Annotated in this window: 6 protein-coding genes, 2 tRNA genes and 2 rRNA genes (1 of these 10 only partly in view); 5 read left to right on the top strand and 5 right to left on the bottom strand. The window is 31.6% G+C overall.

Annotated elements, in window-relative coordinates:
• Positions 1 to 240: 240 nt before the first annotated feature.
• From ACLII3_RS03090 to ACLII3_RS03070, 5 genes are all read right to left on the bottom strand, one after another.
• On the bottom strand, positions 241 to 2,535 hold the full coding sequence (locus ACLII3_RS03090; RefSeq protein WP_412986396.1) for a restriction endonuclease: 2,295 nt from the start codon (positions 2,533 to 2,535) through the stop codon (positions 241 to 243).
• 265 nt (positions 2,536 to 2,800) lie between these two features.
• Positions 2,801 to 3,580, bottom strand: a complete 780-nt coding sequence (locus ACLII3_RS03085) for a carboxypeptidase-like regulatory domain-containing protein (RefSeq protein WP_412986395.1) — start codon at positions 3,578 to 3,580, stop codon at positions 2,801 to 2,803.
• Between the two features lie 115 nt (positions 3,581 to 3,695).
• Positions 3,696 to 4,745: a nucleoid-associated protein gene (locus tag ACLII3_RS03080; RefSeq protein WP_412986393.1), complete on the bottom strand. Its 1,050-nt coding sequence runs from the start codon at positions 4,743 to 4,745 to the stop codon at positions 3,696 to 3,698.
• Between the two features lie 324 nt (positions 4,746 to 5,069).
• The gene (locus tag ACLII3_RS03075) at positions 5,070 to 7,421 is read right to left on the bottom strand and encodes a ribonuclease HII (protein WP_412986392.1); all 2,352 of its coding nucleotides are present in this window, start codon (positions 7,419 to 7,421) and stop codon (positions 5,070 to 5,072) included.
• A 42-nt stretch (positions 7,422 to 7,463) separates the two neighbouring features.
• On the bottom strand, positions 7,464 to 8,060 hold the full coding sequence (locus ACLII3_RS03070) for a ribonuclease HII (protein ID WP_412986390.1): 597 nt from the start codon (positions 8,058 to 8,060) through the stop codon (positions 7,464 to 7,466).
• A gap of 148 nt (positions 8,061 to 8,208) precedes the next feature.
• On the opposite strand from ACLII3_RS03070, the gene ACLII3_RS03065 reads away from it, so the two are divergent.
• The 5 genes from ACLII3_RS03065 to ACLII3_RS03045 all read left to right on the top strand — a co-directional run.
• Entirely contained in the window at positions 8,209 to 10,173 is a 1,965-nt protein-coding gene (locus tag ACLII3_RS03065; protein WP_412986389.1) for a putative porin, read from the top strand.
• 725 nt (positions 10,174 to 10,898) lie between these two features.
• Positions 10,899 to 12,424, top strand: a 16S ribosomal RNA gene (locus tag ACLII3_RS03060).
• 84 nt (positions 12,425 to 12,508) lie between these two features.
• Positions 12,509 to 12,582 (top strand) — tRNA-Ile (locus tag ACLII3_RS03055).
• A gap of 92 nt (positions 12,583 to 12,674) precedes the next feature.
• Positions 12,675 to 12,748: transfer RNA gene (locus ACLII3_RS03050), tRNA-Ala, on the top strand.
• Between the two features lie 145 nt (positions 12,749 to 12,893).
• A 23S ribosomal RNA gene (locus tag ACLII3_RS03045) occupies positions 12,894 to 13,067 on the top strand (it continues 2,645 nt past the right edge of the window).
• Together the 16S and 23S rRNA genes with 2 tRNA genes alongside form the textbook arrangement of a ribosomal RNA operon.

Below are 13,067 nucleotides of genomic sequence, written 5' to 3'. Positions count from 1 at the left end.
AAGAAATTGACTACAATTAAGAAAATATAATAAATGATTGCTGATGGTAAAGGTGTAATTTAAAAAGGTTCGTTTAACGGTCTAGGCTATGAGTAGTTGCGTGGTTTAGCACTTAACTTTGCAAGTACACACCAAACTGAAAATCCGCGCGGATTTCAGAAGTAGGCGAGAACAAGCAATTACTTATAGCCATTGTTGGCAACTGTTTTTATTATTCAATAATATATTAATCTTCTAAAATCAAGAACGCTCAAAAATCGCATCTATATCATCCTCGTAGGACGAACCTGAATAATGTCCTCCATCATAATCACGTTCGTAGTCTGGTTCATAACTTTCAAAAAATCGTGTCGCCATACTTTCTACATCCAGATTTGATACAAATCTCGTCATATCGAAATCAATTCTTTCTAAAACAGACTCATTGAAACCATCTAAATAATAGTCAAGACTTTCTTGAACTTCTGATTCAATACCATTTAAATCAATATCATATTCAGGATAACCTTCTGGATAGTAATATTCATTTATGTGCTTAGAATAGTCCACATCTAAATCATTATTGTCAACAATGCTACCTAAGTAATTTTCTATAAGAGTTTGAGCCTGAAATAAAATATGCTCATCTTCTATGTTATAGGTATCGATAAAATTAAAAAGCTCTCTCAATGAGTCTTCATCTGAAACATCTTCTATGAAGTCGTGTAAAAAATCAAAATCTTTAAATTCTATTTGGGGTTCAAATTCTGTCAGAATTATTAATAGTTCCCATAATCTATTGCCATTAGGACTATCTGCTTCTATTAAGGCATTTAGAAAGCGTTCAATTCTTTTATTTGTTTTTTCATTGAAAGAATCTAAAAACGAAAGTAATATTAAAAAATCCCAATCTTCTTCATTTAATTTTCGTTCAAAGAAGAAATCGAATAAATTTTCTTGAATCCTTTTTAGATTTGAACTATTTATTTTTTTGCCTAGTCCTGATAAAGCTTGTAAATAATCTATAGAGATTTCGTTCTCCAAAGATTTTATAATGTTTGATATTAAATTACTGTCATCTGAATACGACCCAAGAACAAAATCAGCGATGGATGGATTAAACAAAACATATTCAAATTTATCCTCATCAATCTGATTTCTGTTTAACAGTGATTTTGTAGCCAATTTTCTCACTGCTTCAAAACTTTTATCAGTTTGGTCACCAAGATTTACGTTATGAATATTTAAAAATGTGTTATAAGAACGTCTTAATTCTTCTTCTGAAATTTTACCATTATTGTAAACAGTCAAAAATGTTAAAGCTCTAACACAATCATCCGTTTGGTTTTGAAAATAATCAGCCCAAATGTCTTCAGGATTATTTAAACTCTTGATAATGTATTTCCAATATTCTTCAGGTGGGATATGACCAACTCTTCCAGAATCAGTAACAAATTCTATTATACGAGGGTTGAAATTGCGATGTCTAATTATCACTTTATATCTCTTATCTTGATATATCTTATCTAGATATACGTCATTTAAATTTGAATGATAAATGTGGTTATATAAAATTTTGGCTTTATCAACATTAGTTAAGTTTTCAACTCTTAGTAAAAACTCATTTTCACGAATGTTACCATTTTGAAACCTATGACTTAAACTAAATGCCTTATTTAAAATAGTTGTACGAGACGTGAGGATGAATTTTTTCGAATCATCCTTACGAACTCTATTGATAAATTTAACAATATGCGAATCTCTTTTATTATTAATAGCATCGTATAGATTGCTTCCTAAAAAATCGTCACAGTAAAATAAAATATTCTTCTTTTCTCGTTCTCTAAATATACTTTCAGCTTCACTAATATTTTCTTCTATATCACAAAACTCATATCCTTTCGCTGCGTAATAAAGAGCTAGGTTATCAGCAAGAGTAGTTTTACCTATTCCTGGTTCTCCAGTCATTATAACAACATTGTTGTCTTCAAGAATTTTTAATCCTTTTCTGTGATTTTCTGTTATAGCATATTTATAAGCTTTTTCTTCAATTTCTCTAATGGTACTCTCGCTTCTACCTTTTATAGCATTATTATAAATTAAGTCTAAAACAGAAGTGCTAGTAACCCATAGTTTATAGTTTCTTTCAACAATACCTTGATTATCCTTCTCTGATAAGAAAGAATTTAAATCTTCATATCCATAAATATCTGCTTCACTTAGTATAAAAGGATGAAATATTTTTTTTATTTCCTGCTTGTTAAGACGAGATAATTTTTTGGAAGTAATAAAAATATATTTAGCTGGATTAAGTTTTTTGACTTTTGCTAATTCCTCAGATTTTAATTTAGAAATTAATGTTGTGTATGGTGTTGAAATGTAGTGCTTGCATTGAATAATACCTTCTTTTTCTTTTCCAATCCAAAATCTACCGTCAACTCCACCATCTCTACCAGACTTAAATATTTCAACTCTTTTAGTTAAAATCTTTTCTATTATTGAAGCGCCTAAAGTTTCAAATTCTCTGTCATTAAGTTTAGAAAAATCATATTCCATATTTTTTTAATTTTTTGTTCAGATTATCGAACAATAATTTTTCTAGTTCTTTTCATTTTAATTCTCGGTTCAGGTTTAAATTGTTGCCAACGTATTTATATAAACACGTTTTAATACTTCGTCTACGCTCAATACAGGTTATTTATATAAAAGTGTTAAACGAAGTTAGTATTTTTAAGTAAGAAAATCAATACGTAGAAATACGTAAATTATATAGTAAATACAACCATGATTTAGAAGTTATGGTTGTATTTACTACAGATGTTTAGTTACCTATGCGTTTTATAAAGTATTCGCCTTTGCCTTTTTCGTTAGTTTCATTGGAGTGTAGAGTAATGCTTATTTTGTCGTAGCCTTTTGCTGTTTTTGGATTGTTTATTCTGGATACTTGTTGCGTTGGTTTTAATATTTGAATAAGGTAACCATACATAGTGGTGCCTCTAGCATATTCATCAACTTTATTAATAGATACAACTTCTGCATCAATATCGTTTACTTGTACTTGTAATTCTTTTTTGGTAATGGTTTTAGGTGCAATGTCTATAATTTCTAATTTTGTTTTTGGAAGTTTTAGGGCTTTTGTTAAACTCATTGGGCGAAAATAAATTTGGTAGGTTTCAAATGGGCCTGTTTGTGGCTCTGAAGCATTAATGCCATATATTTCCATTCGATCGTATTTAGGGTTTATTTCAAGGTCGTTATATATAGGTAAGTTCCAAGCCCAATATTCTAATTTAGTTTTTCCGTAGTCAGATTCTTTGATAGCGTATAAACAATAATAAGTACCTTTTTCTACCTCAATAGAAAAATTACCATTAGCGTCGGTTAATGTTTCGTAGGCATTATCAAATAATTTTTTCTTGTTGTTTTTATTAATGTTATCAGACCTATGCTTTAACCAAACCGAAGCACTATCTACTGGTTGATTATTAAAGTCGGTTACTTTTCCATATAAAGTAACAGTGTTTTGTGCAATACCATTTTTAAAAGATATTAGTACAAGGAAAAGAGATAGGCATTTGATTAAGTTCAAGATTTTTTTCATAAATATTGTTTTAAATGTTTCTACTAAGGAGATTTAAAACAATACTTATGTTACACTATAATGTGTTTTTTAACATTTTATAGTGTGAAGTAGATGTTGTAGTTAAAGATTATGGTTAATCTTCGGCATTAAAAAACACTTTGTAATAATGCATTTTCTTGGTTTCGTCGTAACCACGTTCTAGATATTCGTTAGCAGCATCTGGAGCATCAATATCTAGTTTTATTTGAATATGTGTGTCTAGCTTAATTTCGGTTTTAATTTTTTGCTTTTGCTTTTTTAAAACAACTTCCGATACATCAAACTGGTTACGTAACACCACGTTTTGCTCACTTTCAAAATCCTTTTTATAATCTTCAAAAAGATCAATTAGTTTATCGTCTTCAAAAACTTCTTCTTTAAAACGTTCTACATTTACAATTTCATTTTCTTTAAAATGGTCAACTGTATTTGCTAAAAAAGTACTTTGTTCTTGTCCGCCATAATTTGGTTTTAATACATCTTTAGAAAACTCACGACACATTTCCAGATAATTTTTGGTGTGTTGGTTGCTGTCGTCAGGATATTTAATATTTAAAAAACTATTAATCCAGTATTGAGCATCGTAGTTATTATTGTCTACACTTAATATAATTTTACCTTCGGCATCAGCAGTATTAATTATTAAACAGCCTTTGTCTACTTTTTTAGTACTAATTCCTTTTTGCACAAAAACATCGTAGCTATTATTTTCTAAATACGTTTGAAAGAAATCTATTTTACTTTCAATTTTAAAAATACCTACAGCATTAGTGATAATATCTTGGTATTGTATGTCTTCAAAAATAGCAATGATAACATCGCCAGTTTTTATTTGTGCAGAGTTTGACTGCTCAAATAAATGTGTAACAATATGTTTTGAGATGTCCAAAAACTCGCTGTCGTCACTTAATAATTGCGATGCGTAAGTATTAATTTCGTTAAGGTTAACATCACTATGGTGGTTAAACCTGTAAGTTTCGGCAACCGAACCAAAAGGGCGTAATAAATAAGGTAACATAAGCTCGTAACTAGCTTGGTCAAATGTAATTTCCTGTTCAGAAAATGCATTTTTAGTGCTGTTGAATTTGTTTCCTACTTTATGGATAATAAATTTAGAAATAGATGCTTTTGTACGTTTAATCATGATACCTTTTTTTGTGAATGCAATACTAATAAATATGCTTCAATTTTTAAGCAAAAAAGTGGCGCCAAAACAAAAATGCTTTGGCGCCTGAGATAAAGGGACTTTGTCGATTTGGTTATCGTTATATGTTTACGGATTTATAAAGTATGGTCGTGTTATGAGGTTACAACAGCTGTAATAAAATTAGGTTAATGTATTTGCTTGATTAATAAGGTTTTAAAAATAAAAAACTTAATTCTAAATATAAAAGATTATTGTGTAAAATGTTTTCAATTTTGTGTAATTGGTAATAATGTAAAACAATAATAAGTATAGCTAAATAGGTTAATTTATTTGGTATAACACTATAGAGTTGCTTTCACCTTGAACCACAAACTCTAGATTACGATCCTTATCTATATTATTTAAATCTATAGTAGAGTTACCATATACAGGAAAGTTTTTTATTGACTTTGCTTGACTGTCGAACAAGTGTACTTTTTGAGTTTGTAAATCGGTAACAGTGATGTAAATCTTATCGTTTATATAAAAGATTTTTGGTGCTGTGTAATTACCAAAATCTAATTCAAGAGATTTTAGTTTAATACCTAGTTTGTTTTCTGATAAGGTTACCAGAGTTTTATTAGTAGTTGTAAGCTTGTGGTTGTTTACTAAGCCTAAGCCTTGTTTACTAACATTTCCTTTTTGATTTACTTGTGCTAATTCACCATTGGATGTAGTAGTTGTAAATTGGTTTTTATATCTATAAATAGGATTTCCTGAAAAGTTTATAGTTTCATTTACGGCTACTCTTGTTTTTCCTTGGCGATTTAATATTTGCATTTTATCGCCAGCAGCAAATACAATGTAGTCCTTATTATTTATTCTAAAATGTTTTGGTTGTGTAGTTATGGTTTTACTTTTAACATATTTAAAACCATTAACCGATTTTCCTTTACCATTGTACATAAGTAAAGAACTTTTTTGGGTAACTAAAAAGCGATAGTCTCTTCGGTTGTCGTAATCAAAAACAGAAAGCGGTTGTGTGATTTCATCATTAAACTTTAAAGGGAAAGGAGCAACATCTTTTCCGTTTCTATCTAAAATATAAACACGTTTTGGAGTAGCAAAGGCGAGTTGAAGTCTTCCGTTTTTGTATAAATCAACTTGTTCAATAGTTCCTAAAATGTTTCCATTAAGTTGTTTTTTCCATAGAATTTTTCCGCTATTAGAAATTAAGTATAGTTTATTATTAACGTCTTGTACAACAATTTCCTTTTGTTTGTTTCTATGGTTAATTACAAATTGTGGTTGCGTTAGTAAATCTGCATCTAGTGTAACGTTAAATTCTTCGGAAACCGAATTTTGAATGGCTTTGGTTTTATTCTTTTTAATAATACCATTTACATGTGTGAAATTATCATCTTGAATAAACTGTATAGCAGATATTTTATAGTTATTTAATTTAAGGTTAGATAAATCTTCATTAAACGTACTGCTTAAAATGCGTTTTAATTCTGATGGATTTGCAATAACTTGTAAGGACGACTCATCACTTAATGATAAAGTACAGTCTTTATAAGCAGCATTGTTTTTTAAAGTTGTTGCATTTTGATAGTTGGCAATAACTTCTTGTAATAAAGTTTCGGAAGCCGAAAACACAAAATAATCATCAATAATAATGTATTGTGTTACATTATCAATAGCTACTAATGGTGTAAATGTATCTTCAAATAATGTTGAGTTGTTAAACTCAAAAATATCGTTAGTTCTAAAAGTTGATACTATATTTTGATGCTCTCTAAGAGCTTCCTTGGTCGCACTAGCATCAATTGATTTTAAAATAATAGCCGAATCATTATTTAAGGTTAATGTAGCAACTTCATTAATAGTTTGAAAAAGTTCGTCATTAGTTAACGAATCAGATGTTGTATTGTTAAACTTAAGTAAGTTTTCTTTTAAAATATCAAAGTCATTATAAGTGAAACTTAATAAACTACTAGAATTAGAAGGTGCTATGTTTTGAATAGTATTTTCTTGAGGAATCGTTTGCTTAAACACATTTAGTAATTGAGGAATACTATCATTAGATAAACCAATACCATTTAACATTATTTGTTCTGGTGTAATTTGAGTATCTAAAGCAAGTGTTTTGGTTAAATTAGAGTTTGTTTCTACAATAGATTGTCCTAAAGCATTAGCAGATTTAGTGTTGAAAAACACCGAAAACGAGGCATTGTTATTGGTTACTTGTTTAAGTGTATTAAAAGTGTTTGCCGTATTAGGTTGTAATTTATCTAAAGTGCTCTTTGAAGAGGAACCAACATATATACTGTCTATAATTTTACTGTAAATGTTTAAGGAGTCTTTTGTAAATAAACTATCGTTATATTTTGTTATTAAGGTAAAACTTGAGTTGTCCGAAGTATTTAAGCAAACATAAGTTTGGTTAATAGTACTTAAATCTTCTAAAATAGTTAGTTGAGACGCTAAATCTTTATATGTTTTTGAAAAAGCAAATTCTGAGATTAATGCATTGTTTTTTATATCACTTTTAAAAGCTTCGAGGTCATTAATTTTTAATACTACAGATGTATTTTCTGGAATTAATTGGTGTAATTGAGTTGTTTTAGATTTTGAATTATTGCAACTAATAAGTACAATTAATATAAGAAGCGCTAAAAGTATTTTTTTCATTGAAGGAATTAATTAATAAAACAACCTTTGCAAAGGTATAACTTAAAATTCAAAACTTAATTGTTCGGGAAGTAGTCTAAAAGACTTTCGATGGTATTTAGTAATACCATACTTTTTTATGGCTTCACGATGTTCTACAGTAGGATAACCTTTGTTTTTTTTCCAGTTATACATTGGGTATTCTTCATGTATTTTGTTCATATATTCATCTCTATAAGTTTTTGCAAGTACAGATGCAGCAGCAATATTCATGAATTTCCCATCTCCTTTTATAATAGTTTCAAATGGAATATTATTTAAAGGTTTAAACTTATTGCCATCTACAACAATAAATTCTACGTCAGATAATTGCTCAATAGATTTATGCATAGCCAAAATTGAAGCGTTAAGAATATTTATTTTGTCTATTTCTTCAGGGAAAATATGTGCAAAGCCATACGAAATCGCTTCTTGTTCAATAATAGGCCTCAACAGTTCTCTCTTTTTATGTGAAAGTTGTTTAGAATCGTTTAGCACTTTGTTTTTGAAGTTATTTGGCAGTATTACAGCAGCTGCAGTTACAGGTCCAGCAAGACAACCACGACCAGCTTCATCAGTGCCACATTCAAAACTAGATTTAGAATATTTTAACTTAAGCATTTAAATATTTAATTATAAAAAGGCGTTAATGTTAATTGTGTTCACCTTTATAGTGTAAAAAAACAAAATAGATTAGATATTTACTATTTTTGCTCGAAGTTTAGCGAGCTTATTTTTGTTTAAAGCTTTGTAAGGTTAAAAAATATATATGTATAGAATAGTTTTAGTATTTCTTTTTTCAATCTCTTTTTTAGGAGTTAATGCTCAAGAAAGATTTGATGTAAAACGTCCAGTTCAAGGAAACCCTTTCGGTAATGCTGTAAATGATAGTTTAGGTGAAAGAAAATCAAGAAGAGTAATAAAAAATCAAGAAGCCAAAATTCAAGATTATAAAATTATTTCTAGAGAGAATGATACAACTTATGTTGATACAACATTGTCTATATATAAGGAGTATAAGTTTAATTATCTTAGGAAAGATAATTTCGAATTATTACCATTTTCAAATATTGGGCAAACATATAATTCTTTAAGCTACAATTACAGCGGTAATAATTTGATGCCAAGTTTTGGAGCACGTGCAAGACATTTTAACTATATGGAGATTGACGATATTAATTATTATCATGTACCTACACCGTTAACAGAGCTAATGTATAAGTCTGCATTTGAACAAGGACAGTTATTAGATGCTTTTTTTACAACAAACACCTCTAAGCAATTTAATTTCTCGATAGCATATAAAGGGTTAAGATCTTTAGGTAAGTATCAACACATTTTAACAAGTACAGGAAACTTTAGGTTTACTACAAACTATAAGACAAAAAATGACAGGTATCATTTTAGAGGTCATATAGTAATGCAAGACTTATTTAATGAGGAAAACGGAGGTTTAAAAGAGGGAGATTTAGAAAATTTTGAATCTGGAAATGCAGAGTACATAGACAGATCAGTTTTTGACCCTGAATTTGAAGATGCTGAAAATATATTAGAAGGTAAAAGATTTCATTTAGAACACTTTTATAATGTTGTTCAGAAAAAAGATTCGATTAGTAATAATACTTTTAGTGTAGGTAATATTATTTCGTTTGAAGATAAATACTATCAATACAAGCAAAACACAGAAAGAGATGAGTATTTTGGAAATGCTTTTGTTAGCTCTAATATAAAAGATAAAGTCACCCTGGAAGATTTTTATGCAGAATTAAATGCTAAATATGTAAGTAACTCATTAGGGAGTTTGAAATTTAATATTGGATATAATAATTTCAATTATGGATATAACTCATTAGTGTTTCTTGGTGACGAACAAATTATAAACCGTTTAAAGGGTGATGTGATATCTATTGGAGGGGCATATAGTAATAAGATAGGTGAGTTTTTATTAGATGGATCTTTTGGGTTAAATGTTTCTGGAGATTTGGATGGTAATTTCTTTAATGGAAAAGCAGGTTATAATATTAACGATGATACATCACTGTCTGCAAGTATCAATGTCAACTCAAAAGCACCAAATTATAATTATCAATTATATCATAGCGACTATTTAAATTATAACTGGCAGAATAATTTTGATAATATTCAAACCAAACAATTAGCATTTCAGTTTTTGTCAAATAAAATAGTCAATCTTGAAGCAGATTATACAACCATAAATAACTATACTTATTTTCAAAAAGAAGCTCCTGATGGATTTGTAAAACCATATCAATACGATGAAACTGTAAATTATTTTAGGATAAAAGCATCGAAAGAATTTAAGTATCGAAACTTCGCACTTAATAATACTATAATGTATCAAAGTGTATTAGATGGAGAAGGAGTTATTAATGTACCAGAAATTGTAACTAGAAATACATTATATTATTCAAATCATTTTTTCAAAAAAGCACTCTTTTTACAAACAGGAGTAACGTTTAGTTATTTTACAGAATATAACATGAATGCTTACGATCCGCTTTTAGCAGAATTTTACATTCAAAACGATAAAAAGATTGGAGGTTTCCCTAGACTAGACTTTTTTGTGAATGCAAAAATTCGTCAAACAAGAATCTATTTAAAAGCAGAACACTTCAATTCGTCATTTACAGGTTACAATTATTATTCTACATTAAATGTTCCGTATCGGGATTTTGCGATACGTTTTGGATTGGTTTGGAACTTCTTTTTGTAGGTGTTAATTGTGTTAGTTTATGCCTTTATATTATATAAGTATATATAGTCAATATTATATGATATATAAGAATTGAAAAAAGTATTGTTGTAAGTGTCTTGTATTCAGGTAGAAGAAAAATACTTTTAAAAAAGTCAAAAAAAGTCTTGCGAAGGATAAAATGAGGTGTATATTTGCAGCCGCTTAGCGAGAGAGGGTGATGTAAAAAGGAGCTAAGTACACGTTCTAAAAAGGGTTTTGAAAAAAGATTAAAAAAAGTTTTAAAAAGGCTTTGTAGAAATAAAAAAGGTTGTATGTTTGCAGCCGCAAAAAACGGGATGCGTTTTGAGTGAAAAGTTCTAAAAAAGTTGTTTTAAAATAAATTTAAAAAAGTTTCAAAAAAGCTTTGCAGAATTAAAAAAGGTTGTATGTTTGCAGCCGCTAAAAACGCTAGAGCGTTTGAGGTAAAAACAAGTTCATTAAAATAGTGTTTTGAAGATTAAAAAGAGGTTTAAAAAAACTTCGAAAAAAAATCAAAAAAAACATTGTGGGAATAAAAAAAGGGTTTTATATTTGCACCCGCTTAGCAACTAAAGGTTGTTAAGAAAAGAAGTAAAAAAGTTCATTAAACATATTGATTGACAGCGTAAGATTAAGATTGGAAACGGTCTTAATTAAACAAGAGAATAAACCATTTTGAGTACAAAATTAATATCCTTTAATTGTTAGATAATATTTAAGATTTAACGATGAAGAGTTTGATCCTGGCTCAGGATGAACGCTAGCGGCAGGCCTAACACATGCAAGTCGAGGGGTAACAGAGAAAAGCTTGCTTTTTTGCTGACGACCGGCGCACGGGTGCGTAACGCGTATAGAACCTACCTTTTACAGAGGGATAGCCTTTAGAAATGAAGATTAATACCTCATGGTATTATAGATTGGCATCAATTTATAATTAAAGATTTATCGGTAAAAGATGGCTATGCGTCCTATTAGCTAGATGGTGTGGTAACGGCATACCATGGCAACGATAGGTAGGGGCCCTGAGAGGGGGATCCCCCACACTGGTACTGAGACACGGACCAGACTCCTACGGGAGGCAGCAGTGAGGAATATTGGGCAATGGAGGCAACTCTGACCCAGCCATGCCGCGTGCAGGAAGACTGCCCTATGGGTTGTAAACTGCTTTTATACAGGAAGAAACACTCCCTCGTGAGGGAGCTTGACGGTACTGTAAGAATAAGGATCGGCTAACTCCGTGCCAGCAGCCGCGGTAATACGGAGGATCCAAGCGTTATCCGGAATCATTGGGTTTAAAGGGTCCGTAGGTGGATTAGTAAGTCAGAGGTGAAAGCCTGCAGCTCAACTGTAGAACTGCCTTTGATACTGCTAGTCTTGAGTTATTATGAAGTAGTTAGAATATGTAGTGTAGCGGTGAAATGCATAGATATTACATAGAATACCAATTGCGAAGGCAGATTACTAATAATATACTGACACTGAGGGACGAAAGCGTGGGGAGCGAACAGGATTAGATACCCTGGTAGTCCACGCCGTAAACGATGGTCACTAGCTGTTTGGACTTCGGTCTGAGTGGCTAAGCGAAAGTGATAAGTGACCCACCTGGGGAGTACGTTCGCAAGAATGAAACTCAAAGGAATTGACGGGGGCCCGCACAAGCGGTGGAGCATGTGGTTTAATTCGATGATACGCGAGGAACCTTACCAGGGCTTAAATGTAAGTTGCATGATTTAGAGATAGATCTTTCTTCGGACTACTTACAAGGTGCTGCATGGTTGTCGTCAGCTCGTGCCGTGAGGTGTCAGGTTAAGTCCTATAACGAGCGCAACCCCTGTTGTTAGTTGCCAGCGAGTAATGTCGGGAACTCTAACAAGACTGCCGGTGCAAACCGTGAGGAAGGTGGGGATGACGTCAAATCATCACGGCCCTTACGTCCTGGGCTACACACGTGCTACAATGGTAGGTACAGAGAGCAGCCACGTCGCGAGGCGGAGCGAATCTATAAAACCTATCACAGTTCGGATCGGAGTCTGCAACTCGACTCCGTGAAGCTGGAATCGCTAGTAATCGGATATCAGCCATGATCCGGTGAATACGTTCCCGGGCCTTGTACACACCGCCCGTCAAGCCATGGAAGTTGGGAGTGCCTGAAGTCCGTCACCGAAAGGAGCGGCCTAGGGTAAAATCGATAACTAGGGCTAAGTCGTAACAAGGTAGCCGTACCGGAAGGTGCGGCTGGAACACCTCCTTTCTAGAGAAAGACGATTAAAAGGTATTAGGAAAGGGATAGTTTATTCTCAAAGCTGTTAATTATATTATGACTAAGAAAAAGTAGAGTCTCATAGCTCAGCTGGTTAGAGCGCTACACTGATAATGTAGAGGTCGGCAGTTCGAGTCTGCCTGAGACTACTAATTTTCTCTTAGGAATAAAGGAAATTCTAGAAGTTTGAGTAGTAGTTAAGTACTAACTACTAACTACTATATACTAACGACTAGTATATGGGGGATTAGCTCAGCTGGCTAGAGCGCCTGCCTTGCACGCAGGAGGTCATCGGTTCGACTCCGATATTCTCCACAATCAACAAATAAGTTGAAAAAGTTCATTGACATATTGAAAAAGATACATGAAATTAAAGATTAGAAATAATCTTAAGTAATTTAAAGATTAATTAAAGTTACGAGCTTTTAATTAATCAAAACTCATTAAAAAGACAAAAGTACAATAAGCTAAATAAGAGCGTATGGGGAATGCCTAGGCTCTCAGAGGCGATGAAGGACGTGATAAGCTGCGAAAAGCTACGGGGATTGGCACATACAAATTGATCCGTAGATATCCGAATGGGGCAACCCACTATATTGAAGATATAGTATCCGTAAGGAGGCAAACCCGGAGA

Source organism: Pontimicrobium sp. IMCC45349 (assembly GCF_047219225.1).
Taxonomy (GTDB): domain Bacteria; phylum Bacteroidota; class Bacteroidia; order Flavobacteriales; family Flavobacteriaceae; genus IMCC45349.
This window is presented reverse-complemented; position numbering and strand designations above follow the sequence as displayed.

Excerpts from the sequence above, each read along its gene's own strand:
- ACLII3_RS03070 (WP_412986390.1), bottom strand. The coding sequence starts at position 8,060 with ATGCTTAAGTTAAAATATTCTAAATCTAGTTTTGAATGTGGCACTGAT.
- ACLII3_RS03080 (WP_412986393.1), bottom strand. The coding sequence starts at position 4,745 with ATGATTAAACGTACAAAAGCATCTATTTCTAAATTTATTATCCATAAA.
- ACLII3_RS03090 (WP_412986396.1), bottom strand. The coding sequence starts at position 2,535 with ATGGAATATGATTTTTCTAAACTTAATGACAGAGAATTTGAAACTTTA.
- ACLII3_RS03065 (WP_412986389.1), top strand. The coding sequence starts at position 8,209 with ATGTATAGAATAGTTTTAGTATTTCTTTTTTCAATCTCTTTTTTAGGA.
- ACLII3_RS03075 (WP_412986392.1), bottom strand. The coding sequence starts at position 7,421 with ATGAAAAAAATACTTTTAGCGCTTCTTATATTAATTGTACTTATTAGT.
- ACLII3_RS03085 (WP_412986395.1), bottom strand. The coding sequence starts at position 3,580 with ATGAAAAAAATCTTGAACTTAATCAAATGCCTATCTCTTTTCCTTGTA.